This is a genomic window from Gemmata obscuriglobus, from assembly GCF_008065095.1.
GTDB classification, from domain to species: Bacteria; Planctomycetota; Planctomycetia; order Gemmatales; family Gemmataceae; genus Gemmata; species Gemmata obscuriglobus.
Genome location: NZ_CP042911.1, coordinates 6,783,738 through 6,808,933 on the forward strand (window position 1 = coordinate 6,783,738; position 25,196 = coordinate 6,808,933).

Here is a 25,196-nt window from a genome sequence, read left to right on the forward strand (position 1 = left end):
CCGGCGCCGGGTTGATTCCGGTAGTTTTAAGTTCCACGTTCCAGGTCCCGAGTGGAACCCAAGGCGGCGCAAATCGCCGGGGATTCGCCGAGCTGGTCCCAACCTGGGACCTGGAACCGGGAACGACTGGGTCAGAAACGGACCCGTCATTCGGGTACGGGTAACGATAGCATCCAGACGGCGAACGAGGCGAGCCAGTGCTCGCCCGCGTAGTCCCCGCTGGCGATGTGCTTCAGCCCTGCCTCCGCGTGTTTCGCCGCACTCGCACCGAGGGCCGCGCGGGCCGGGTCGCCCTTCGGCAGCGCGGCCAGCACCCCGCGCAGGCACCACGCGCGGCTCAGGTTCAGCCCGTCCAGGTGGACCAGTTGCGGGTCCGTGCGGTCGGTGACCGTCGCCGGCTCGAACAGGTTCTTCGGCTCGCCCTTCGCGGCGCCGGGCAGGTACTCGTGGAACCACGTGGCGAACTCGGCCGGCCGCAGCACCCGGCGCATCAGGTCCGCCTCGCACAGGCTGGGCGAGAGGAAGTCCGCGCCGTCCGGCTCCCACCGGGCCGGGGCGTCGGCGTCCTTCGCGTAGTAATCCTTCGCGCGCCGCTCGATCAGCTCTTGCAGCTTCTTGTTACCGGTGGTCCGGGCGTAGTCGTGCGCGAACGCGAGACCGAACGCGGTGTTGGAATGCACCCCGGCGCGGATCGGGTACGTCTGCTTCGGGAAGAACTCGACGTACCGGTCCGCGATCAGTTCCGCAAGCGGCTTGAGGTTCGCGGACCACGTCTTGGCGTCGGGGTCGTCCCAGGTGTGCAGCTCTTCGGCCAGTTTGAGCAGCCATGTCCAACCATAGGGCCGCTCGAACGACTTCGCCTCCGGGCGGTTGAAATACTCGACTTCGACCTTGATGTTGGCGGCGGTGAGGTGCCCGGACAGGACCGCACGGATCTCCTTCGCTTCGGGCAGGTCGGGGTGGGCGCGGAGCACCTTCACCAGCATCCAGTGCCCGTGAACGGCCGAGTGCCAGTCGTAGCATCCGTAGAACGCGGGGTGGAGAGCTTTGGGCGTTTTCGCGTCCTTGTCGTCGAGCAGCACGTGCCCGGGCTTGTTGGGGAACTCGCGCTTCGCGCCCTTGAGCGCGAGCTTCGCAAAGGCCGACGCCCGCTCGCGGGTAAGGATTTCGGCACCTGGGGCAGGCGGGGCGGGCGGTTCGGCCGCGGATTCGGTAGCGGGCATGAGTGCGAGCCCCAGCAGAGGGACGAAGGCCAGGAGGAAGCGAGGCATGGGTGACGATCCGTCTTGGGAAGCGGCGCGAGCCCGGCGGCGCGACACGACTCACTTTACCAACATGAGGGCGCGCCCGCCCGTACAGGCGTCGGCGGCTCTCGCGGTGGAGCGGGGACTGGTGCCCGGAACAAGCGCCAGACGGAGTGCGGACCCCGGCCACCCGCTCACGCCGATTTCATGTCCCGGTAGGTAGCATTACCGAGTTTAATGCTCTGGTACACGTCTCGCCCGGAGGGCTGGCAAGAATGAACCGTTTCCGCCCCGTACTCGCGCTCGCCGTGCTGGTCCCGGCGCTCGCCTCGGACACCCGGGGCGACGACTGGCCCCAGTTCCGCGGTCCCAACGGAACCGGCATCGTTACCGACCCCAAAACGCCGACCGAATGGTCCGCGGACAAGAACGTCGCCTGGAAGGTGGATGTCAAAGGTGCGGCGTGGTCGGCCCCGATTATTGTGGGCGATAAGGTGCTGATGACGACCGCTTACGCGGACGGCCAGCCCAAGCCGAAGTCCGGCGGCGGGTTCGGAGGTGGCGGTAAGGGCGGCGGCGGTGGCGGCAAAGGCGGCGCACCGAAGCAAACGTATCAGTTCAAACTGGTGTGCCTCGACCGCGGCACCGGCAAAACGGTGTGGGAGAAGGTGGCGAAGGAGGCCCGGCCCACGATCTCGACCCACGGCAGCAACACCTACGCGACCGAAACCCCGGTGAGCGACGGCGAGCGGGTGTATGCGTACTTCGGGATGACCGGGCTGTTCTGCTTCGACCTCACGGGCAAGGAGTTGTGGAAGGCAGACCTCGGCTCGTACTCGATGCAGGCCGGGTGGGGCACGGCCAGTTCCCCCGTCCTGGCGGGCGACAAGCTGATCGTTCAGTGCGACAACGAGGAAAAATCGTTCCTGGTCGCGTTCGACAAACTCACGGGCAAGGAGCTGTGGAAGGCGGACCGGCGCGAGAAGTCCGGGTGGAGCACCCCCTACGTGTGGAAGACCAAGGACCGGACCGATCTGGTCGCGGTCGGCGGTCAGAAGATCCGCGGGTACAACCCCGAAGACGGAAAGATGGTTTGGGAACTGGAAGTCGGCGGCGGACAGTGCTCGGCGTCCCCGACCGGCGACGCCGAGCGGTTGTACGTCGGCGTCGGTCAGGGCGGTGGCGGCGGTAAGGGCGGCGGCCCCGGCGCCGGGCGCGGGGCGGGCACGCTGTTCGCGGTGAAGGCCGGTGCGCAAGGCGACATCACCCCGCAAGCCGGCGCCACGTCCAGCGCGGGGGTAGCATGGTCTGCACCGCGGGCGTGGCCGGCGGCGTCATCGCCCCTGGCCTACGACGGCTTCGTGTACGTGATCGACCGCAACGGCGGCACCATCAGTTGCTTCGACGCGAAGACTGGTAAGGCGGAGTACACCAAGGAGCGCATCCCCAACGCGGGGGCGTTCTGGGCGTCGCCGTGGGCCGCGGACGGCAAGATTTTTTGCCTCGACGAGAGCGGCCAAACGCACGTCCTGAAAGCCGGCAGCGAGTTCGAGGTGGTGCGTGTGAACAAGCTGGGGCGTGACATGTTCTGGGCCACCCCGGCGGCTGCGAACGGGGCACTCTTCATCCGCGGGCTGGACGCGCTGTACTGCGTCGGCGCGAAGCAATAGCCCCGCACGAGCCACACAACCCGCACCGCCGGAGCGGCCCGACACCGCCTTCGGCGGTGTCGCCTTTTGTGCCGGTGGCGACCGGTGTACACTAATTGCACACTCGCCACGGACGGACGAACCATGAGCGCCCCGCGCCGAAAGCCCACCCCGCTCCCGCCGCTCGACGGCCCGTTCGTCGCGATCGACTTCGAGACCGCGGACCACGGCCCCGACAGCGCCTGTGCGATCGGGCTGGCCCGTGTCGAAAACAATAAGGTGGTGCGCCGCGAGGCCGTGCTGATCCGCCCGCCGCGCCCGCGGGTCATGTTCACCGAGGTCCACGGCATCACCTGGCCGATGGTGCAGAACGCGAGCCCGTTCGGCGACGTGTGGCGGGGCCTGCTCCCGATCATCGAGGGCGCGAAGTTCCTGGCCGCGCACAACGCCTCCTTCGACCGACGGGTGCTGCACGCCTGCTGCATCGCGGCGGGGTTGGACGTGCCGGCGCTGCCGTTCGTGTGTACGGTGCAGATCGCGCGACGGAAGTGGGCGCTGAAGCCCGCGAACCTGCCGGCGGTGTGCCGCCGACTCGGAATCGGGCTGATCCACCACCACGCCGGCTCCGACGCCGAAGCCTGCGCGCGGATCATATTAGCGGCCGCAGCGTTGGCGAGCGCCGAGGCCGCGAACTGAGGCGGCTCACACGTCCCAGTCCCAGAGCACAATCGAACCGCGGGCCGTACCCGCGGCGGCCACGTGCCCGTCGGGCGAGAGCGCGAGGCACGTCAACCGCCCGGCCTTCCAGGCGAACTCGTGGCGCCTCGTCCAGTTCGCCGTATCCCAAATCTGAACCGTACTGTTCGCAGCAACCGCCAGGTGCTCACCCCGTGCGGAGAACTCAAGCCGCGGCAACTCATCGCCCGGCACGGGGAACGACGCCACGGGATCGCCGGTATCGGCGTCGATCACCTGAACTCCTTCGCCCCTCGATCCGCCCGCGATCTGCGTTCCGTCCGGCGACCAGCGCAGCACCTCACCCCACAGGAGCACTTCGAGCACACGCAGCCCGGTCGTCACATCGAACACGCCCGCGTTGGTTGCGAGGAAGCGTTCCGATCGGTCGAAGGCCAGGCCGGAAAACGAGTCGGCGTCGGCCGTGCGGAACAGAACCTCGGCGCTCAGCGTTGAAACGTCCCAGAGGCACAGTTCGCTCCCGAACGGTTCGGCCCGCCAGACGTTCGCGGCGATGAGGCGGGAGGTGACCGCGAGTTCGGACTCGTACTCGGCGGGGCCGCGGCGGATGAGTTCGGCGCGGCGGTACCGCGCGCCAACGTCCCAGAGTTCCATACCATCGGTCGCGGAACGGCAAACAAGGTAGCGCCCGTCGCCGGTGAACGCGAGCCGATCGAACCCGTGGCGCACAGCGCGACGGGGCTCGAACTCGCTCCGTTCCGCGACCTGAACCAGAACGCTCCCGGTGCCGGTCGCCACGTCCCAGACGCGGACCGTGCCATCGACGGAACACGACGCCAGCGAGCGCCCGTCCGGCGCGAACGCGACATCGGACACGCGCAGCGCGTGACCGTTCAGCACCCGCATCGATTCTTCTCCGTGGAGCGCGGCCGCACGCGCCGCAAGGCGGACATCTTGCCCGCCTTGCGGCGCGTGCGGATACGGTTTGCGAGCATTCGCATTGCAATGCCATCGGGCGACCAAGGCGGGCAAGATGCCCGCGCTACACAGAAGAAGCCGGCCGCCGATCAGGCGCGCCACCCGAGCACGACTTCCAGCGCGGGCGTCCCGACCGCCCACACGCCGTTGGGGTCTTCGAGCGTCAACCGCACCGGTTGGTTGCCGTCGCGCCGGAGGTTGAGCGGGCGGCGACCGCCCAGGCGCAGCACGTCCGCCAGTTTCACCCGCGCTCGCGGGGCCGCGAGATCGCCCACGAATAGTAGCAGTGTCAGTTCAGGGTCGAGTGCGTCCGCCGTAACGCCTCCGTCACCGAACGCAACCGACAAGAACGTGAACTGCCCCGCGGCCCCGGTCACGGAGTCGTACAGGATCGCCCCGTCCGCCGGTGCGTGCTGCCCCGCCTTCACCGAAACATGCACGTCACCGGCTGGTGGCACCTTTTTTCGCCGGTTGCTCACCGTACCACCGGGGGCAACCTGGCTGAACTCGTGCATTAGGAACTCATCCGAAGTGGCCTTCTTCTTCATCTGTGGGGGCGAAAGGCTCCTCTGCCGCTCCAACGGATCGTAGTCCGTGGTCGTGTCGCCGGCTGCGTCCGCGCAGAAGTCCACGAGCATCGAGTCCACCGACTCGACGACGGCATCGGCCGGCATGGCCGGGGCGGGGCACGGCAGTGCGGCCGGCCCCGCGAAGTGCGCGCGGAACCTGCGCCGCGCGGGCTTTATCCCTGCCCGAAGGGTCATGAACTGGTCCGACCAGCCCGCCGGCAGCGCGTTCGCCACCGCAACCGTCCCCTGCACCGGCCGCCCGGCTTCCGACCGCACCGCCACGAACGCCGTTTCCGAACTCGGCACGCCGGCCGCCAGCGACTCGCGCACGAGCAGCTTGCGGACCGCGGAACTCGCCGACTCGCCGGCGTTCTCGGCGAACACCTTTTCCTCGCCGAGTTCCGCGGGCTCGTACCCGAGTCGCGTCACCTGCGAGCGCAGATCTTCGCCCTCGGTCCCGCCGGTGAGCAGGTACTCGAGCCGGCGAACGCGGTCGGCGCCGAAGAACGCCTTCAGTTGCTGGGTTATTCCCTTCCCGTCGGCGTGAACTTCCGCGACCGTTTCGGCGCCGGTGCGGAGCCGGAACGTCAGTGGGTCGGTGCCGAGCGGCGCACGCCCGAGCAGCCACACCGGGCGCCCGGCGGGCAAGTCTCCTACGTCAATCGCGCTCGTGGGGCCGGGCACGACCAGGGCGACCGAGCGCCCCGTCGCTTCGGCCCCGGCGCGGTTCACTTCGAGCGTCAACCCGGTGAGCACGGGCGCGGACCAGTCGGCGAGCACCTCGTCGAGCGCGGTGGTCACGTCATCGTCGTCGGGGTTGCTCGTAAGAAACCGTGACACGCCCCCGCCGCGTTCGGCCAGCTCCGACGCCAAAGCCGCGTTGGGCGCCGCGTCGATGCACAGCACGCTGATCCGCCGCCGGTTCGGCTTCTCGGACTCCAGATCGGCGAGCCGCAGGATGCGCCCCGCGTCGGTAACTTCGGCGTCCGTGAGGATCAGTACGTGCCGCGCCGGCGTTTCGGCACTCCGAGAGCGGGCGAGCGCCTGTTCCAGCGCGACCCCAAGTTCCGTGCCGCCCTGGTCGCGGTTCAGCTTGAGGAACTCAACCGCAGCACGGACGTTCTCGGGCGTGGCCTTGCGGGTGCGCTCGCCGAACCACTTGGTTGTGCTGTGAAACAGCCCCAGTGAGAACGCATCGTCTTCACTCAGCCCGGCGAGGAAGCGCTCCACGGCCCAGTCCGCAGCTTCCCATTTTGCCCCGGACATCGACCCCGAGTGGTCCACGAGCAGGATCACCTCCCGGGGCACCTTCTTCGCATCGGCGAACTTCGGCGGCGCGCACAGCGCGAGGAAATACGCCTTACCCGTTGCGGGGTCGGGTTGGGTCCACACCCTTAGCGCGCTCCGGTCTTCGGCCTTCGCCCGCCAGATGAGAACGCAATCGCGGTCCGGGATCACCTCCCCTTCGCGCAACTGCGCCCGGTCGCGCTCAACCGCCAGCGCGTGCGTGGCGCTGGTGACCCGTTCGGCTTCAGCAAAGGTGACGTTGAGTGCGAACCGGTGACCGGGGTCGCGCAGCAGCGCGAGCGGCTGACCGTCCGCGTGGCGAGAGGTGCTCTCGTCGGCGCGCACGTAGCGCGGCGCGGTCGTGAGTGGCACCCGGAGCGACCAGCCGGCGCCTTCAGCCTTCGCCACTTGCACATAATCGGTGCGGACAACGACCTCTTCGCCCGTGCGAATACCCGCGACCGACAGCGTGAACACGTCGGGCGATTCGCGCGTCACGAGGGCCGCCTGACGGCCCGCGCTCTTCGCGGCTTTGTACTCGCCTTCGGCCTTTTCACGCTCCTTGAGTTCGGTTCGGATCTCGGCGGCCCCGAAACGCACCTGGACGCCGGTCACGGCCGCGTCACCGGGGAGCGGGAACCGGTAAACGGCCTCGATCGGACCAGTGACCGCATCCGGCAGCGCGAAGGTCTGCGCCAGCGCCAGCACCGCGAGCGGCCCGGTCACAGTACCGGTCAGCTCAGTCCGTTTGAGGGGTACGAACTGCCGCGGAGCGTCGGGGGCGGGCGAATCATCCGCGACTTCGAGCACACCGAACCCGTCCGGCCGCGAGTTGTAGAAAATCCCTGTGTTAAGCATGCCTGCCTCGGTTCTGAGATTGGGGTGAAATGAAACGCTCGGCTCGACACCACTTCGGACAGGATTCTCACCAGTTCGCGTGCCCGCTCCCGGTCTCGGAAAGGAAATGTGTGATTTGCGGCACGCACTAGACCGGGACGGCGAATCCCGGCGGTCGCGCTATGCCACGCCCATGATACACCCGACACGCACCGAGGGGCAGCGGGTTCGCGGCAGGCGTTGTGCCGTCAGGGGACGTGGGTATAATCCGCCGGGTTGTGAGAACGTGGGAGAAACAATGGATTGGTCCGCCGAACACGCGCTGTTCCGAAACTGGGGCGTCGAACTCGCTCCCGGTTTGACCACCGCCGAACTCGCCCGCGCGGAAGAACGCGTCGGGTGCCGGTTCCCACCCGACCTCCGCTCGTTCCTTCAGACCGGACTCCCCACGGGACGCGGCTGGCCCGACTGGCGGAACCCGGAATCCGAGTACATCGCTTACCGACTCGCCTGGCCGGAACAGCAAATGCTGTTCGACATCGAACGCAACAAGTGGTGGCCACCGGTTTGGGGACCGCGGCCGCCGGCACTCGCCGAAGCGTTCGCGGTTGGGTGCGAGCGGTTACGGTCAGAGCCCAAACTGATCCCGGTCTTCGGCCACCGGTTTCTGCCCGCCGAGCCAGACGAGGCGGGCAACCCCGTGATCTCCATGTACCAGATGGTGGACAGCGTCTATTACGGGCGTGACCTCCACACCTACTTCGCCCGCGAGAACGACCCGTTCATCCGGGAACCGCTCGGCGCGGTCCGGAAGATCCGCTTCTGGAGCAGTGTGATTGAAGAGTGGTACAACGTCCGTGTGCCGCCGCCGGTGTGAGCCGATCACCCGGCGGGCGGGCGCATTTGCACGATGAACCGCCCGATCCCGGTCAGGAACATCTGCACCGCGATCGCCACCAGCACCATACCCATCAGGCGCTCCAGCGCGGTCAGCCCCCGCTGTCCCAACACGTGCCGCAGTTTGGCGCCGAGTGACACCACGAGCGCGACCCCGAGCCACGCGACCGTCACCGCCCCGAGCCATTCGGGCCACCGGTTCGGTTCGCGGCTCATGAGGAGCAGTTCCACCGCAAGCACCGACGGGCCGGCGACATAGGGGATCGCCAGCGGTACGAGGAACGGCTCGCTGTCCACGTCCTCTTGGAGCGGGCGCTCCGGCGACGGGAACACCATCCGCACCGCGATCAGGAACAGGATCACCCCGCCCGAAATGGACAGCGCCGGTTCGGAGATGTGCATCGCGGCGAGCATGAACTGCCCGACGAACAGGAACGCCACCATCACGAGGTACGCGATCACCAGTTCGCGGCGGATCACGAAGTTCTGGCGCGCCGGATCGACGTGTTTGAGCGCCGCTAGAAAGAACGGGATGTTCCCGAGCGGGTCCATCACCAAGAACAGTAGCACCGCGGCGGCACCCATACTTCGCCCTTCGAGAGACGGTCCCCCCTTCCCCGTTCTACCGACCGTCGCGCCGGGCGAACACGCAGGGCTACCGTCTCTCGATCCGGAACGGCTGTTCCACCAGAAACGGCCGCGTTTCCGGCTTCGCGCCCTGTTGGCGAAGGCTGAGCAATTGCGGCCACGGGATGTTGAAGTCGTCGCGTGCGATGCCCGCGGTGCGCCGGGAACTTTCGCGGGGTCGGTGGTCGATCCCCGCCTGGGCCGGCAGGTAAAGCGCGGCCGAGCCGACGTTCTTCCAGCCGTCCCGTTCGCCGACCAGTGGCGCCACGAGTACCGCGGCGCCGAGTTCGACGGCCCGCCCGGAGGCGGTGCGTAAAATTCGCGCGACTCCGTCCTCGTCGGCCGTGGCGGTAGGAGCGAGGAGCAGTTGAACGCCTTCCTTCTTGAGCGCAGCGGACACGTCCGGCATCTCCAGCGTGAAGCACACGACCACCGCGACGCGACCACCGCGGAACTCGAACACCGGGAGCACTTCGCCGGGCCGGATCGGCGGGTCTTCGATCCGTTCGCCCTGCGTGGGATGGATTTTGTCTGCGAAGTGCCAGCTCCCGTTGAGAAGCACCGGGGAGCGGTTGAGCGCGTGCGTCTCGTTCGCGTCCTGATGCGCGTAGCTGCCGAGGCAGACGAGCATCCCGGCACCGGCGGCCACCTTGACCGCGGGGAGCAGAACCTCATTCACGCAACGGGTACACCACTCGTGCGGGCGCTCGTCGGGTGCGTGGGCCAACAGTCCGCTGACGAATAGCTCAGGGAACACGAGCACATCGACGCCGTCCGCCGACGCCTTACGCGTTTCCTGAACCACGCGGGCGATCCAGTCGGCTTCGGACGCGAATCGGAGGCCGATGTCCCACGATACCACTCGCGCCTTCAGCCCACCCGCGAGAGGCGCATCGACCGCGGGTACGGTATCCGGCGCACCAACGGGCTCGCGCCGGCACGTCACCACTACCGCCACGGCGAACAGCGCAACGGCGGCGAGCAGGAGCGCGTACCGCATCGGGGCCTCGGTTCACGAAACGGGCGGGGACATCTCGTACACCGCGACCGGGCGCGGGTTGCCGGTTTCGCCGATCGACCACCGCGAGTGCGCGGCGCGCCAACCGGCCTCGACCATCTCCTCCAACAGATGGCGGCTCACGTTCCGATAAGGGTCCGCGAGCAGCACCCGGCCGCCCGGCGCGAGGTTGGTTCGGAAGATGGACCGCAGTTCGTCGTGCAGGGTGTGCGCGTACAACACGTCGGAGCCGATGATCCAATCGTAACGGGTGGTATCGGTCCACTCGGTCCAGTCGGCTTCACGGTGCTCGACGCCCGTAACCTGGTTCCGCGCGCAGTTGGTTTGGCAGAGGTGGATGGCGAGTTCGTTCCGGTCGGTTTGGACCACACGCGCCCCGAGCGACGCGGCGACGATCCCGGGCAGGCCAGTCCCGGCCCCCAGTTCGAGTACCGAGCGCCCGCGGAACTCGGACTCGCGCACCGCGATCTCGTGCGCCAGTGCGATCGATGCGGGCCAGAGGACGGCCCCATAGGGGAGCGGGTTGTCCGGGTCGGTAACGAACCGGTCCTCGGTGTCTCGGTTCAGAATGGCGGCGGCGTGGAGCAGGGACCACTGCCGCCCGCCGACCTTGAGTTTACATTCTGCGAGCGGGAAATCGCCGGCGGTGGTATTAAGCAGCGGCGCGTGCGTGGGTCGGCTCATCAGTCCGTCGGGTCCAGAAGTGTGATTCTGCGGTCAAGATGAGTTTACGCCGCCGTACCGGAAAATGCGACTGTCGCCCGCGCTGGCGCGTCGGTAAACCGCACCCGCTTCACACGCGGCTTGAGACCGAACGCACGGCTCGTGCTGCCGGCTGCCCGTCACCGAAAACGGGTGCGGGCGGCAGCAGTGCGAAGTCGAGCGGACGGCTCGGTTCACCGCACGCGCGCCCCCCGGTCCACACGACATCAACCGTTAGCACGTAAAGCCGCACTCCGCGGAACACCGGTCCCGGACACCCGCCGGTGCGCACGATCCGGAGGTGGCCCGCCGGGAACCCAGCGAACGGGCGGTCGTTGTGACAGCCCTGCACACCGCTCTCCAGCAGTTCCGAGTGCCCCACCTCGATCCGGCGGCACGGGAACGCCTCGCCGGGCAGTGCGGCATCGGCGGTCAATGCGCTTTCGGAACCGAATGCGGCGGCAACCGACTCCTCGAACGAGCGGAACCGCAACGCCGGCGCGGCGTGCGTTGTCGATCGGGCGAGAGCGCCGGCACCGGAACTCAGCCCGAACGGAAGCGCCAGCCCGAGCGCGGTAAGAACGGATCGGCGGTCCTGACTCATCACGAACCCTCTGGCGGTAATTGGGGGAAATGAGCGCGGGCGCCGACGGGTTCGTCGGCGCCCGGAACCAAAGACGTTTACCGCTCGGCGGCGGCGCGGCCCCAGAACCGCACCTTCCGGCACGCCGCCACGAACGCGTCGCATTCCTCCAGTTTGTTGAGCGGCAAGAAGCCCTCGTCCAGCGCGTCCGCCACGCCCGCCTTTTCAAAGAGCGGAGTCGCGGTCGCCGCATACCCGACGAACTTCCGGTGCGCCACGGCGTCGGCCACGAAGTCCCGCGCCGCGGGCAGCTTCGCGAGCGCCGCCACGCCCTCCTTCGACGGCAGAATCACGACCGCGTCGAACAGCACCGACGGCCCGCCCTCCAACTTCTCGTGCGCGTCGTGCCACGCGCCCGCCGAGTCCTTCACCCCGCCCACCTCGGGCGCCACCAGTTTGAGCATCGCCCCTTCCGCCTTCAGCGCCTTCTCCAGCGCGGCGAGCACGTTGGCGTCCACGCCGTCGGTAACGAGCGCACCGACCTTTCGCCCGGCGAAGCTCTTCGGGCCGTTCTTGACGATGCTCAGCTTGTCCGACGGTTTCAGGTCCTGGCGGGTGGGCTTCGCGGCCGGCATCGGCTTGGGCACCTCCTTCAGCCGCAAGCCCTTAGCGACCGCGTCGGCCAGCCCCTGGTCGATGTTGAGCAGGTGGGCCACCATGCGGGCGCGGATGTCCACCCGCTCCACCTTGCTCAGTTCGAACGTCAGCGCGTTGGCGATGTGCTGCTTCTCGATGTCCGTCTGGCTGACGTAGAACTGCCGCGCCTGGCTGTAGTGGTCCGAGAACGTCTCGGAGCGCTCGCGCACTTTCTGCGCCTGGATCGGCTCCGGGAAGCTCTTGTACCCCTGAGCCGACTCGCGCGGCCCGGGCAGCTCGCGCGGGGTGGCACCGGTCCACGAGTTCGGCTCGTAGTTCACCCGTCCCTTCGGGTTCCGCATCGCCATGTGCCCGTCCTGCTGGAAATTCATCACCGGGCACCGCGGCGCGTTAATCGGAATGTGCGTGAAGTTCGGGCTCCCGAGCCGCTTCAGTTGCGTGTCCAAGTACGAGAAGTTGCGCCCTTGGAGCAGCGGGTCGTTGGAGAAGTCGATCCCCGGGACCACGTTCTGCGTGCAGAACGCCACCTGCTCGGTCTCGGCGAAGAAGTTGTCCACGTTGCGGTCGAGCACCAGGCGGCCGGCGATTTTCACCGGCAGATCCTCCTCGGGTATGATCTTGGTGGGGTCCAGCAGGTCGAACCCGAACTTGGCTGCGAACTCCTCGTCGAACAGTTGCACCCCGAGTTCCCACTCCGGGAACGCCCCGCTCTCAATGGCGGTCCACAGGTCGCGGCGGTGGAAGTCCGGGTCGGCCCCGTTGATCTTCACCGCCTCGTTCCACACCACCGACTGGAGCCCGAGTTTCGGCTTCCAGTGGAACTTCACGAACGTGGACTTGCCTTCGGCGGTCACGAGCCGGAACGTGTGAACGCCGAACCCCTCCATGAACCGGAACGACCGCGGGATGGTCCGGTCCGACATGATCCACATGACCATGTTCATGGACTCGGGCGTGAGCGAGATGAAGTCCCAGAAGTTGTCGTGCGCGGTCTGGGCCTGCGGGAACGCGCGGTCCGGCTCCTGCTTGGCGGCGTGGATCAGGTCCGGGAACTTGATCGGGTCCTGGATGAAGAACACGGGGATGTTGTTCCCGACCAGATCCCAGTTGCCTTCTTTCGTGTAGAATTTGGCGGCGAACCCGCGCACGTCACGCGCCAAGTCGGCCGACCCCTTGTTCCCGGCGACCGTGGAGAACCGCACGAACGCCGGCGTCTTCTCGCCCTTTTTGAACACCGCCGCACGGCTCACGCTTTCCAGCAGGCCGTTGCTCTCGAAGAACCCGTGCGCCCCGTACCCGCGGGCGTGCACGACGCGCTCCGGGATGCGCTCGTGGTCGAAGTGGAAAATCTTCTCGCGGAAGTGGAAGTCTTCGAGCAGTGCCGGGCCGCGGGGGCCGGCGCGGAGCGTGTTCTGGTCGTCCGAAACCACAACGCCTTGCTGCGTTGTGAGCGGTGGCACCTGTCCTTGCGCAGTCTGGTGCGTCTCTCCGCCCTTCCCGACCTCATGCCCACCCGCCATACCCGCGTCTTTCGGCTGTGCCATGTGCGTTTGCTCTGTATTTTCCAGGAGATAGTGCCCGGTGCCGTGTGAAGCGGAGTGTGAGGGCCGCAAATACTGCACCGAACCAGCGGTGTGATCCGGCAACGACTGTCGGGAAGATACGCAGCGAGTGTGTGCCGCAGAAGTGAGAGACGCGGAGGTATGGTGTAACGCCTGAGCGTCCAACGGGCTGACTTGCGGGTCGCAGCGCACCGAGCCACTGCCCCGCAATCGTTTCACTGCTTCGCAGAGTGAAGCGAGAACATGAGAACCGAACCGCGGTGACGGGGAGATGAAGAACGGAACTCGTCTCGACCGCGGATGCACGAGAGCGGGCGAGACCGATTCGAAACATCGCCCCTGCGGGGCGACGACCAACACAACGGGAAACCGTGAGGGGCACGGTTCGATAGCGGCAACCTGTTCCGTGACTCAGTACAGCTTCTGGAGCGGTGGGTCGGACTGAAGGATCGCGCCCTTTTCGTCCGCGGTCACGAAGTAGCTGTTCGGAATACGGTTCCCGGTCTCGCTCTCACCGATCCACACGTTGACGCGGAACTTGCTCCCCCATAGCGGGAGCACGGCCACCTTCAGCAACTGGGCCGGGCGTCCCAACGCAGCAAGTACGGCAACCCGGATCGCGGCCTCGCGCGGCCGGTTGGCCGCTTCCGCCGCAGCCACGGGCGCGACGTCCGAAAGCGTTTCGACTTTGGATGCGGTCGACATCGGAACCTCGAGTTCGGGCGTGTGTAGAGTCCCACCGGGTCGCACAAGCGAGACCAGCAGGAATAGCGTTCGGTTATGGGTTCGGGCTCACACCTTTAGAACGCGGCCACCGTCGGGCGATTCGGAAGAGTTCCAGAAATAGAAACCGCCCGGCCCGGGGAAGCATTACAGCTTCCGACCCGGACACGGGCAGAGTTCCGAAGGCGAACCCGGAACGTGATCGAACGCGTGCGAGCAACACAATCGAGCACCGGACGAACAAATTACGGCGGTGGGGCAGTCGTGTACGACAGTTACCGAGCGGCAGGCCAAATTTTTTCACCAAGTCGCACAGCGGACCGATTCGCAGCACTTTTCGCAAATTGCCCAAACAAACAGTCATCTGACTTGACTGTCCGAGAGTCCGGCAGTTGGTTCTCGAATATCCATTTTTTCGGTTCGTGGACTTGATCCCGCCACCCGCACGCGGATACAGTTCCCATAGACCGGCCGCGGTCACCGAGGTGAATGGGCGACGCCTCGACGATTTGCGGCCGGTCCTTTTTTTTTGTTTCACACACACCTCAGACATTTCTCCTAAACCAACTCTTCCCAGTCAGACCGTCGTGAGGTGCCAAGCTCGCGCGCCAATCCATCGTGTTGATCCTTTTGTCCCTTGCGGCCAACCTCATCGGAACTGCAACCGCCCAGCCGCCAAAGGAGGAGCCGAAATACGCGCCGATGCCTTGGCACTTGGTGGACACGTGGTGGGACTTCGGCAAGGCGGTGCCGTTCGAGAGCCTCGCGGTGGATGTCGCCATCAGCGACGAGGTGCCGGCTTCCGTCAACCTGTACGTCGCGCCTATCGGCCTGGGGCACCTGAGCAAGAGCCCGTTTTACGGCGGCATCCAAACCAACACGGACGGAACACCAAGGCGGACCCGAAGCTCCGCGCGCTCGGCCCCGGGTTCCTGTTCTCGATGTGGAACGAGCGCGGCTTCGACGCGATCCGCCCGGCCGACGGCGAGTTCTGCCAGAGTTCGGGTCACGAAGGCGACTTCGTGAGCGTGCGCCGGCCGTTCGCGTGGAAGAAGGGGAAATACACGTACCGGCTCACGCGCATGGACCGCGAAACCGTCGGTGACAAACCGTACACCTGGGTCGGTGCGTTCGTGCGGGTTCACGCGACCGACGAGAACATCTTCGTCGGGGCGCTGCGTTTCAAGGGCGAGAACCTGATGCTCGACGGGAAAGTGGCGCCCGCGTCTGCGGAGGCGGTATACCCGAAGGGGGTGCCGGACTACGCCGACACCGCAGTGAAGGACGGGTCGTTGGTAATCACCGTGGGGGCACCTGTCGCCGGCCGCGATAAGCGGCGGGTCAAGCTGATCGACGCAACGAAATAAACGCTCTCCGGCGCCGGCTTTGGTCAATGTTCCCTCGTGTCACGTGGTCCAGCCAGGTGACACGAGGGTTGGAAGCGGCAAAAGCCGGTGACTCGCGCCGCACCGTTGCCCTACCCCACGTCCATCACCACCCGGAACCCGACCGCGTCGGACACGGTGTCCGGGTCCTGCCCGCGACGCGCAGCGCTGCGGCACTCGGTGGCGGGCGAATTCCACCCGCCGCCACGCACCACCCGGAGTTGCCCGCCCCTCGGTCCGATCGGGTCCACCGGCGGGCTGTCGAAGTAGTAGTACTCGTCGAACCAGTCGTGTACCCACTCGGCCACGTTTCCGTGGAAGTCGTGTAGCCCGAAGGCGTTCGCCGGGAACAGCGCCACCGGGCACGTGCTCTTCCCCGCGTACCTTCCGCCGGCCCCCGCGAAGAGCGCATCCTGGGGTTGCAACCGGTCGCCGAACGCGAAGTCGGTCGTGGTGCCCGCACGGCACGCGTATTCCCATTCCGCCTCGGTCGGGAGCCGGTACGTCCGCCGGTGGATCGCCTCATCGGGCAACCGCGCCAGTCGGTCACAGAACCGGAACGCCTGGTCCCACGTCAGGTGCTCGACCGGGTGGTCCGGCCCGCCCCCGCGGGAGCGACTGAACCGGCTCGGGTTCTTGTGCTTCACCGCCTCGTACTGGGCCTGCGTCACCGGGACCACCGAGATGTAGAACGGGCGACTGATTTTCACCACGTGGGGGGGCGTCTCGAAGTCCCGGCCCGAGTTGTCACAGCCCATCCGGAACGCGCCCGCCGGAACGCGCACGAACGTCATGCCGATCGAGTTCTTGACCAGCCGCAGCGTGTTGCCGCTCGCCGTACCCGGGCCACTCGCGGTCAGCCCCGCGGCACCGGCCGCCGCCAGCATCGCCGCGGCCGCACCGGCCGCCGCCTCCGCGCTGTACACGCGGCCCCGGGCGGTCGTGATCGCCGGGTAGATCGACGACCCAGGCCCCTTGAGAGAGATGAGCTTCGACCCGTCTGTACCAGCCGGATCGGGTGGCGCGACGGTCACTTCGGCGAGCGCCGCGGCGAGGGCCGCGGCATTCTTCGGCCGCTTATCGGTTCGGGTGCTGAGGCACGCTTGGAGCACCCGCGCCTGCGAGTCAGTGAAACCTGCGGGCCGCAGCTCCTCGACCCACTCCGCGCCGAACGGAGCCGCGGCCGTCGGGTCGCGCTTCAAGAGTTGGTACCAGATGACTCCGATTGCGTGGACGTCGTCGGTCGGGGCGGGCGGCTCCTTCTTCACCTGTTGCGGGCACGCGTACAGGCTGGTGGCGGCGCCGCGGAACGCGAGCCGCCGCTCCTCGCCCTTCGGCCCGGTCCGCGCCAGTTCCAGCGCCCGCACGCTCTCGATCGGCCCCCACCCGTAATCGCTGACCCACATAGTGAACTTGCCGCCCGCGGTCGGGTGCAGCAGCACGTTGCTGGGCTTCAGGTCGCGGTGGACGGCGCCCTTTTCTTGAGCCTTCGCGACGATCCCCGCCAGCCGCCGGACCAGTTTGAGCGCGGCCTCGGGCTTGGCCGCGTCGAACCGCCATCGCCACTCGAACATGAGGCCGGCGAGGTCGTAGCCGGACACGAACGGCGCTTCGAGGCACGGGGCCGTAACGGCCGCGGGTCGGTGCGCGACGGCACACGCGCCGCTGGTTTCCGGGTGACGTTGCGGCAGAGCCGCTTCCAGGTACACGGACCGGAGCGGGAGGATACCGTTCTCGTCGTTCAGCTCGAACGCCTGCTGGAACAGGTCGGTGCCGGCCCGCACCCGCTCCTGCGCCTCGGGGTCGGTGATGAACTTGAGCGCCGCGGACGGTTGCTCAGGTTGCTCGGCGTCCTCACCGCGCCAGACCTCGGAGATCTGGCCCAGCCCGCGCAACTCGGTGAGGACCCAGTTGTCCAGCCCCTCGGGCCGGTCGCCGGGCCGGAACGTGGGGGTGCGTAGCGGCAGGAACGCGGCGAGTTCCTCCGCCTTTCCGATGTGGAAGTTCTCGGGCACCGTGCGCCCGTCCGGGTCGGACGGGCGCCGCAACCGTTGGCGCACCGTAACCGGCAGCACCCGGAGGTAATCGGCCAGTTCCGCTTTGGGAACGGCGTGCGTGGTGGACAGTTCGACGATCAGCTCGCCGACCCGCCGCTCGAACTCGGTCGCGTCCGCCGCGGCACAGTCCGCGAGGGCCGTTCGGAGATCTTCCCCGGGTAGCTTCTTGTGTGTGGAGTCGAACGCGGCTTTCGCGACATCGGGCAGGACATCCGCGAAGCTCCACTGCCCCTGCAGGGCCTTGCGGCCTTTCTCACAGAGAGCCTGACCGAGACATTCGAGGAGCGCTTGTAGACGCGGCATGGGCAGACGCCTCCGGGCGAGGAGAGTATTGCCGGCGGCACAGATCGAGCAACGTTGTATGAATTTAAAACCATTCGAGACGCGGCACAAGACCCGTAGTCAAAAGCTCTCACCGCGGGTTCATTGCGGCGCGTGTGAAACACTGAACCCGCCTGTTGCCCGAAGGCTCTTCAGTTCGTCGGCTGTTTTCCCTTGCTGTTATAGAAGCCAACGAATTGAGCCCAACACATCCGGGTTCGCGCAACAGACGGTGCAGTTCGGCTTGCGCTACCGCGAGCCGTTACCGGCGCTACCGTTTTGCTCGAAGAAAGCGGGCTGGGTGCGGTCTTTGGAAGTGTTCGACGCTCCACCAACTCCAAACGACGAACGGACAGCCTCATCGCAGAAAACGGTCAGAAGGGCGACAACACGCGTTCACAGTTGCGGAGTGACGATTCGGCCACCCCGCAACGGCATCGAACCTCACACCCCGACCGGTTCCTTCTTCGGCTTGCCGGCGGCGACCGCCGCGCACGCTTTTCGCAGGCGCCGAATGCCTTCCGTGATCTCGGGTTCGGTCGCGACCCCATAGCACAGCCGGCATTCGTTCTTCGGCATGTGGCCGTTCGCGTCCGGGACGTGGCCGAACTCGCCGGGCACGTACAGCACCCCCGCCTCCAGCGCCGCCGGCACCAGCGGACCGTTCGGCCCGGTGTCAACGCCGTCCAGCGTGAACCACACGTAGAACCCGCCGTCCGGCACGGTCCACCGCGCCGCGGGGAAGTCGCGGAACTCGCTCTCCAGCGCGCTCAGCATGAGGTCACGCTTGTTGCGGTAGACGGTCCGCAACTTCTCCGCGTGCGCCTGATACGCGCCCGACGCCATCATCCGCGACAGGAGGTGCTGGGACAGGTTCGTCGAGCCGAAGTCGTGGCTGCCCTTCAGGTGCAGGATCGGGGCGAGCACGTCCGGCGGCAGGATCGCGTACCCCGTCTTCAGCCCCGGGGCGCACGGCTTCGAGAACGTGCTCGTGTACACCACGAACTCGTTCGCCGGGTCGAAGCTCTTGATGCTCGGCAGGTCCGGACCGGAGAACTTCAGCTCGCGGTACGCCGCGTCTTCCAGGATCAGGATGCGGTGCGCGGTGCTGTACCGCTTGGCGATCTCGACCAGCCGCTTGCGGCGCTCCAGCGAGAGCGTGAGCCCGGTCGGGTTCTGGAAGTAGTCAACGGTGTAGATCACCTTCACTCGCGGCAAGTCGCCCGACCGGCGCAACCGGTCGAGGAGCGCGTCGAGGGCGTCCACGTCCATCCCGTGCTCGTCCATCGGCACCGTCAGCACCTCCGCCCCATGCGACTGGAGCAGGCTGTGGTACACGAAATACGACGGCGCCTCCGAGATCACGATGTCGCCCGGGTCGAACATCACCTCGCCGAGGAGGTACAGCAACTGCTGCGACCCGGTGGTGATGCAAACGTCGTTGGGCGTGAGGTTCAGATCGGAAGGGTTCACGCCGTCCAACCCGCACACGAGATCGAGCACCTGGCGCCGCAGCTCGGGCATCCCGTGGGTGGAGCCGTACTGGAGGGCCGTCTGCCCCGCCCGCGGATCGGACAGGATTTCGGTGGCGGCGGCGCGCACCTCATCGACCGGGAGCGAACCCTCGTCCACCAGTCCGGCGGCGAACGAGACGAGCCCCGGCGTCTCGAGCGCCTTCTTGATGAAGTAGGTGATGGGCGAGTCGGTGGTGCGGCGGGACTTGCCCGACCGCGACAGCGGCGCCGGCGGCATGGGAACGCTCCTGGAAAAGAGAATCGGCCCCGGAGTCAAACTCCGGGGCCGATTCGGTGTTTCGGAACACGCGTCGGGAACCGGAGTCAGGTTGCGGCCACTGCCGCAGCGATAGCAGCCGCGGCTGCGGCTGCGAGAACGACCGCGGCACGCGCGCCCGCCCGGACCGCAAGAGCGGCGAGGGCGTTCAGGGTCAGCGCGGGTGCGGACATTCGGTTCAATCGCTTTCGGGATCGGTTCTCTCGACGGAAGTTTCGTACCGCGCGAACGGGTCAGAGACAAGGTAAAATTTCGAAAGCGGCGCGAATCAGTCGCTACGGTTCCGCCTGCGGGTCCGGTATCGTTACAAGCGGAAACGTGTACTAGGCTGTACAGGTGCCAGCCCACGGCAGGCCGAATTGTACCCGGCCGCAACGTTCAGCTCCGGCCCGAATGCCCAACCGCACCAATGGCCCTTGCGCCCGCGAACGCGAACGACGCCGCGACCCTCGCCGACGAGTTGGTCCGCCATCGGGTCGTTGCCCCGGACCAATTAGCCGCACTCGCGACCGAGTTCACGGGCGGCACTGCCGCGGAGCTGGTCGAGTTCCTCGCCGCCCGCGGCACGCTGACGCCGTTTCAGGCCGCGCGGGCGTTGGCGGGAGAGAGTGCGGTTCTGACCCTCGGCCCGTACCGGCTCACCGGGCGCGCCGGGCGCGGCACATTCGGGCCGCTGTTCGCCGCGACCCACGTGACCCGCCCCGGGCGCTTTGCCCTGCGGGTGACGCCGCTCCGGTCACTGTGGAAAGCCCGGCAAGCGAAGCAGCTCGCGCGAGCGCTCGCGGCCGGTGCCACGCACCCGGCGGTGCTTCCGCTCGTCGAGGTGGATTCGGCCAACGGGTTTCATTACCTCGTCTGGCCGCACGCGGACGGGATCGGGCTGACCGAACTGGTCGAGGGTAACGGGCCGCTCGCCCCGGGCGATGCGGTCGCCCTGCTCGGGCACCTCGCGAACGCCCTGACCGCGTGCCACGCGCGCGGGATCGTTCACGGGGCCCTGACGCCCGACTGCGTCCGGTTGGCGGAAGACGGGCTGCCCCGACTGTTGGAACTCGGGGCCGGCGCGCTTTTGGCGCAGAGCCTAGAGACAGACGAGGCCCTGTTCGACTCTCTGTCCGCGGCGTTCGCGTCCGCCGGGGTGCTGGCGTTCGCCGCGCCCGAACTGGCGCTCCACCCGTTAAACGCCACCCCGGCGTGTGACCAGTACGCGCTCGCGGCCGTGGGGTACTACGCGCTCACGGGGCTGTCCCCGTACCCCCACCCGACGCTCGCCGAGCAGTTCCGCGCCAAGCGGAGCGAGGCGCCGCCGTCGGTCGCGGTGGTTAACACGCAAGTGCCGCACGACGTGGCCGCCGTTCTTGAGCGGATGATGCACCCGGACCCGGCCGCCCGGTTCGCGTCGCTCGCGGAAGTCGAGGAGCGGCTCTCGGCGCTCGCGCTCCCATCGGACCCCTCGGCGTCCGACCAGATCGAACTCGAATCCTTGCTGCTGTCGCAACTGCAAAAGGGGGGCGCGGCGGGCAGCGGGGCCATCTCATGGACCGAAAGCGGGTCCGGGGTGCTGCGCCCGGTCGCCCGCGACGATTCCGACGCGTCCGTCACGTTCGACCTGCCGGAGGCGGCCGAAACGGTGCCCGGCCCGCTCGTGCCGGCGCACGAGTGCGCCGACACCCCGCGCGACGCCCTCAGCTCGGTCCGCGCGGCCGAACTTTCGCTCGCCGTTCCGTCGCCCGTGCCGCAGGTGCCTTCGGAGGGACCGGTCATGGGTAATCGGTTGCTGGGTGCAATGAACGACGGGAGCCGGGAGCGGCGCGCGCTCCCCCCGCCACCGGACCCGCGGTTATCGGCGCCGACCCCGGTCCAGTGGCACACGACCGACGAGGAACCGAGCGCGGCGGCCGGCGCACGGCGAACCGCCCCGCCTCGCGCAGAACCCGAAGGGCCGCCCCCCACTTCCGCGATCTGGAAGTCCTTGAGGCGGAACGTGTTGTTCTGGAAAGCGCCCCGCGACGCCGTGCAGGTAAGCGTGTTCGGCCCGTCGGCCGCCACCCCGGGGCAGACGGTGCGGCTCACGATCTTCCTCCACCCCCCGGACGCGGTGGCGAGCGTCCGCACCTTGTCCCGCGCGTTCCAGGGCGACGCGGAGCAGGTGGGCACCGGGTACCTCGCGTGCGAGGTGGTTCGCGGGACCGAGTTGGCGGTCCACGTTTCGGTCGCGAACGCCGGGGTCGGTAAGGCCCTCATGCGGTGCGAATGGCGCGGACAGCCGCACCGGTTGAGCCTCGACCTGCACGTCCCGTGGGAAAGCGCCGAGGGCTGGACGCCGGGGCTCGTGTCGGTCGGGCTCGACGACGTGCGCGTCGGGAAGATCGAGTTCTGGTTGAACGTGCTCCCGCGGAAAGCCTGACGTCCCGTCCGGGGTTCAAATGTCGCAAGTCGTACAGTCGGGGGCCGCGGTGTAACTGCACCGCCCCCCAGCGGTGCGACTTGCGACCTTCCGACTTTCGACTAGGTACACAATCGGCACCTTGTTAGCATCCAATTCAGACGGCCGGCTCTCCAGTCCGCCCGGCCCCATTCGTTCAGCTCGCTCCGAGGCTTCGCATCATGCGTTCCGTCTTGGCCATCATTTTGGGGGGCGGTCGGGGCACCCGGCTGTTCCCGCTCACCAAATCACGGTCCAAGCCGGCCGTGCCTGTGGCGGGTAAGTACCGCCTCATCGACATCCCGATCTCGAACTGCATTAACAGTGAGCTGCACAGCATTTACGTGCTGACGCAGTTCCTCAGCGTGAGCCTCCACCGGCACATCGCGAACACCTACAAGTTCGACATGTTCAGTAAGGGGTTCGTCGAGGTACTTGCGGCGCAGCAGACCAACGAGAGCGCCGACTGGTACCAGGGCACCGCGGACGCGGTCCGGCAGAACCTGTCCTACATCGAGCGAGAAGACCCGGACGAGGTGCTCATTCTGTCGGGTGACCAACTGTACCGGATGGACTTCCGACAACTGTTCGAGACGCACCGGGCGTGCAAGGCCGACATCACCCTCGCGGCGATCCCGGTGCCGGAGCGCGACACTGTGGGGTTCGGTCTGTTGAGTATGGACGCCCAGAGCCGCGTCACCGGGTTCGTGGAGAAGCCCAAAACGCCGGAAGAGCGAGCACCGTACTACACGTCGGCTGAGTGGATCGAGCGCCGCGGGATCGAGTGCCGGAACCGTCACTACCTCGCCAACATGGGTATTTACCTTTTCAAAACGCCGGTCCTGTACGAGCTGCTCACCGCCAAGCCGCTCGCGACCGACTTCGGCAAAGAGGTGTTCCCCCGGAACTACAAGACCAAGAACATCTGTGCGCACCTGTTCGACGGGTACTGGGAAGACCTGGGCACCATTCGGAGCTACCACGAAGCGAGCCTGGCGCTGGCGGGGTCGAACCCGCCGTTCGACTTCTTCGCGCCCGAGGGCGTCATTTACACCCGGATGAGGAACCTGCCGGCGAGCCGGATCAACGGCGCGTCGCTGGCCCAGAGCGTTGTAGCCGACGGGTGCGTGATCGGGGCCGACACGCGCATCGAGCGGAGCCTGGTCGGAGTGCGAAGTCGGATCGGTAACAACTGCTTGATCCGCGACACGGTGGTGATCGGGGCCGACAAGTTCGAGACCGACGCGCAACGAGCGGAGAACAAGAAGAAGGGCCGCCCGGACCTGAACATCGGCAACAACAGCGTGATCGCGCAGGCCATTCTGGACAAGGACTGTCGAATCGGTCACGGGGTGCGGCTCACCAACGAGAGCGGCATCCAGGAAATGGACGGACCGGGCGGATCGTTTCACATCCGCGACGGAATCATCTGCGTACCCCGTGGGGGAATCATCCCGGACGGTACCGTCGTGTGAGAGCGGCTCTGCTCTTTTTGGGTCGCGACGCCGGCCCGGTTCCGCTTCTCTTCAAGAAGCGGAACCGGGCCGGCGTCGCAATCCAGCTAGCGACCAAAAACACCTCATCACCGATGACAGACGCGTGTAACCGCCCGGGGCATCACTTCCGTTCTTCAATCTTCTTCGTCACGCTCAGGCTCCGAACAATCCGCGTGACCTCCGGGCGCACCGACGTGTCATCTGCGGGCAGCCGTGCGGCGATCGTCACCCCGCCGTCGGTTTGTTTCAGAACCGCGTACTCCAACCGCACTTTATCGGAGCCGATCGTCGCGTCGATCGAGAACCGGTCGAGTTGCACCGGCTCGGCGCGCAACCGCACCGGCTTTTCGGTCGCGGAAATCTGGGCCTTTTGTTTGGCCAGAAAGCCACTCACTTCTTTCAAGTAGTCGTCGGCAGAGGGCACCTTTGCGGGGGACTCGATCGTGATCAGAAGCCCGGCGCCCCGGGCGTGGTCGAGCGTCACCTGTTTACCCTGCACCGCCCCCACCCGCCAGCCGCGGGCGTACAGGAACCGAACCCCCAGGTCCTCGTTGTCGTACAGGAGTAGCGTGTTCTCCGGGGTACGGGTCAACGTGACGTCACGCAGCGACGCGTCCGAGAGGTCGGCGGGCATCTTCGCGACGGCGGACCGCGTCATCGTGAACTGACCCTCAACGACCCCGAGCGTTTGCCCCTTACCGTCGAGCAACTCGTGCGTGCCCTTGACCGACAAGTAATGAAGGAGGTTCGCGTCGAGGTCGAAGTACGCGGTGCCCTCGATCTTCTGGCGGCTCGGCCCGTCGAGGTTCACGCCGCGCACCGTCCCGTTCAGTTTCAGCCGCGCCAGTCGGCGGTCGTTCAGTTTCGCGACACCCACGAACTCGACCGTAATGTCACCCGCTTCAACCTGTTCGAGGTCAGTCAGTTCGGCGACCGCAACAGCAGACGCCTTCCAGCTCTGACCGGGTTTCACGGGCGCGGAAGGGAGCAGACCTGGAACCAGTGCCGGGTTGAACACGTCGGTACGGACGACGTCGATCTCGCCCCAGGTGAGCGGACCGTCCGGTGAAAACGGGGCCTTGCGGTTTCCTGAGCGCACCAGCACCATCCGGCGAACCGACGGCCGGATGCCGGCGTCCTGCTTGACTTCGCCGACTATGCGTTCGAAAGAAACGTCGCGGTAAACCCGTATCGTTTTGAGTAACGTCTTGTCTTCTGCTAATTCGTCCGTTTCGGGTTTCAGCAGCCGCTCTTCGTAAGTGAGCTTACTTGTCCCCGTCACCGGTACCAGTTGCGCGGATTTCCCCTTCTCGGTTGGGGGCAGTGAGAGTTTACCGGTGAGCTTAACTTGCACTTCCACCTTGGTGGTGTGCCCGTGTTTGAACGGCTCGGACAGGAGCAGGCTCTCTTGAGCGGCCACCGGCTTCGCGAATGACGCGAGAAGCAGCATTGAAAAAGCGATTCGGCTTAATTGAAGGGCTGATCGCATGACATCCTCACCGGTCAATGTCGCACCATTTTACAACGGCTTTTAAACTGGCTGGACACGAACTTACGGCGAAGTTGGCTTCGCCTCTCCGGCTGCTCAAGCTGTGACCTTTTTAACGACTGGGCAAAATATGAGCCCTGTCCCGAGTTGATCTAAGTGGTACGGCGTGGTTTGCAAAAAAGAGCACATTGAAGAAAACGGAG

19 protein-coding genes are annotated in these 25,196 nt (G+C 66.8%); 6 read left to right on the forward strand and 13 right to left on the reverse strand.

The window, feature by feature from the left end; all coding sequences use genetic code 11:
* Window positions 1-146 precede the first annotated feature (146 nt).
* Window positions 147-1,223: a DUF2891 domain-containing protein gene (locus GobsT_RS28230; protein WP_050790322.1), complete on the reverse strand. Its 1,077-nt coding sequence runs from the start codon at window positions 1,221-1,223 to the stop codon at window positions 147-149.
* A 296-nt stretch (window positions 1,224-1,519) separates the two neighbouring features.
* On the opposite strand from GobsT_RS28230, the gene GobsT_RS28235 reads away from it, so the two are divergent.
* Both GobsT_RS28235 and GobsT_RS28240 read left to right on the forward strand, forming a co-directional pair.
* The gene (locus tag GobsT_RS28235) at window positions 1,520-2,914 is read left to right on the forward strand and encodes an outer membrane protein assembly factor BamB family protein (RefSeq protein ID WP_010044458.1); all 1,395 of its coding nucleotides are present in this window, start codon (window positions 1,520-1,522) and stop codon (window positions 2,912-2,914) included.
* A 123-nt stretch (window positions 2,915-3,037) separates the two neighbouring features.
* Entirely contained in the window at window positions 3,038-3,589 is a 552-nt protein-coding gene (locus tag GobsT_RS28240) for a 3'-5' exonuclease (RefSeq protein WP_010044456.1), read from the forward strand.
* Window positions 3,590-3,595: 6 nt separating this feature from the next.
* Here GobsT_RS28240 and GobsT_RS28245 read toward each other — a convergent pair whose 3' ends face one another.
* Window positions 3,596-4,495 (reverse strand): WD40 repeat domain-containing protein, encoded by a 900-nt coding sequence (locus GobsT_RS28245; protein ID WP_010044453.1) that lies wholly within the window; start codon window positions 4,493-4,495, stop codon window positions 3,596-3,598.
* Between the two features lie 161 nt (window positions 4,496-4,656).
* Entirely contained in the window at window positions 4,657-7,281 is a 2,625-nt protein-coding gene (locus GobsT_RS28250) for a VIT and vWA domain-containing protein (RefSeq protein ID WP_010044451.1), read from the reverse strand.
* 277 nt (window positions 7,282-7,558) lie between these two features.
* Between GobsT_RS28250 and GobsT_RS28255 the strand changes: the two genes are divergently transcribed.
* The gene (locus GobsT_RS28255) at window positions 7,559-8,137 is read left to right on the forward strand and encodes an SMI1/KNR4 family protein (protein WP_010044449.1); all 579 of its coding nucleotides are present in this window, start codon (window positions 7,559-7,561) and stop codon (window positions 8,135-8,137) included.
* Between the two features lie 5 nt (window positions 8,138-8,142).
* On the opposite strand, the gene GobsT_RS28260 is transcribed toward GobsT_RS28255, so the two are convergent.
* From GobsT_RS28260 to GobsT_RS28285, 6 genes are all read right to left on the reverse strand, one after another.
* Complete coding sequence (locus GobsT_RS28260; RefSeq protein ID WP_010044447.1) at window positions 8,143-8,742, reverse strand: MarC family protein; 600 nt, start codon at window positions 8,740-8,742, stop codon at window positions 8,143-8,145.
* Between the two features lie 70 nt (window positions 8,743-8,812).
* Entirely contained in the window at window positions 8,813-9,784 is a 972-nt protein-coding gene (locus tag GobsT_RS28265) for a carbon-nitrogen hydrolase family protein (protein WP_010044446.1), read from the reverse strand.
* A 12-nt stretch (window positions 9,785-9,796) separates the two neighbouring features.
* A complete protein-coding gene (locus GobsT_RS28270; protein ID WP_010044443.1) occupies window positions 9,797-10,486 on the reverse strand; it encodes a class I SAM-dependent methyltransferase in 690 nt (229 codons plus the stop codon).
* Window positions 10,487-10,595: 109 nt separating this feature from the next.
* On the reverse strand, window positions 10,596-11,108 hold the full coding sequence (locus tag GobsT_RS28275) for a hypothetical protein (protein ID WP_010044439.1): 513 nt from the start codon (window positions 11,106-11,108) through the stop codon (window positions 10,596-10,598).
* A gap of 77 nt (window positions 11,109-11,185) precedes the next feature.
* Window positions 11,186-13,288, reverse strand: a complete 2,103-nt coding sequence (locus GobsT_RS28280; RefSeq protein ID WP_174263818.1) for a catalase — start codon at window positions 13,286-13,288, stop codon at window positions 11,186-11,188.
* Between the two features lie 429 nt (window positions 13,289-13,717).
* Window positions 13,718-14,011, reverse strand: a complete 294-nt coding sequence (locus tag GobsT_RS28285; protein WP_010047655.1) for a hypothetical protein — start codon at window positions 14,009-14,011, stop codon at window positions 13,718-13,720.
* Between the two features lie 959 nt (window positions 14,012-14,970).
* Between GobsT_RS28285 and GobsT_RS28290 the strand changes: the two genes are divergently transcribed.
* Entirely contained in the window at window positions 14,971-15,396 is a 426-nt protein-coding gene (locus GobsT_RS28290; protein ID WP_010047652.1) for a hypothetical protein, read from the forward strand.
* Between the two features lie 110 nt (window positions 15,397-15,506).
* On the opposite strand, the gene GobsT_RS28295 is transcribed toward GobsT_RS28290, so the two are convergent.
* From GobsT_RS28295 to GobsT_RS40635, 3 genes are all read right to left on the reverse strand, one after another.
* Window positions 15,507-17,774 carry an SUMF1/EgtB/PvdO family nonheme iron enzyme gene (locus tag GobsT_RS28295; RefSeq protein ID WP_010047650.1) on the reverse strand — a complete coding sequence of 756 codons (2,268 nt, stop codon included), beginning with the start codon at window positions 17,772-17,774 and terminating at the stop codon, window positions 15,507-15,509.
* A 462-nt stretch (window positions 17,775-18,236) separates the two neighbouring features.
* Window positions 18,237-19,544 carry an aminotransferase-like domain-containing protein gene (locus GobsT_RS28300; protein ID WP_010047646.1) on the reverse strand — a complete coding sequence of 436 codons (1,308 nt, stop codon included), beginning with the start codon at window positions 19,542-19,544 and terminating at the stop codon, window positions 18,237-18,239.
* Window positions 19,545-19,630: 86 nt separating this feature from the next.
* On the reverse strand, window positions 19,631-19,756 hold the full coding sequence (locus GobsT_RS40635) for a hypothetical protein (RefSeq protein WP_261340062.1): 126 nt from the start codon (window positions 19,754-19,756) through the stop codon (window positions 19,631-19,633).
* A gap of 236 nt (window positions 19,757-19,992) precedes the next feature.
* Between GobsT_RS40635 and GobsT_RS28305 the strand changes: the two genes are divergently transcribed.
* Window positions 19,993-21,990 carry a serine/threonine-protein kinase gene (locus GobsT_RS28305; RefSeq protein ID WP_010047644.1) on the forward strand — a complete coding sequence of 666 codons (1,998 nt, stop codon included), beginning with the start codon at window positions 19,993-19,995 and terminating at the stop codon, window positions 21,988-21,990.
* Between the two features lie 200 nt (window positions 21,991-22,190).
* Window positions 22,191-23,483, forward strand: a complete 1,293-nt coding sequence (locus tag GobsT_RS28310) for a glucose-1-phosphate adenylyltransferase (RefSeq protein WP_010047642.1) — start codon at window positions 22,191-22,193, stop codon at window positions 23,481-23,483.
* Between the two features lie 142 nt (window positions 23,484-23,625).
* Here the strand turns inward: GobsT_RS28310 and GobsT_RS28315 are convergent, their stop codons facing one another.
* On the reverse strand, window positions 23,626-24,954 hold the full coding sequence (locus tag GobsT_RS28315; protein ID WP_010046041.1) for a hypothetical protein: 1,329 nt from the start codon (window positions 24,952-24,954) through the stop codon (window positions 23,626-23,628).
* Between the last annotated feature and the right edge of the window lie 242 nt (window positions 24,955-25,196).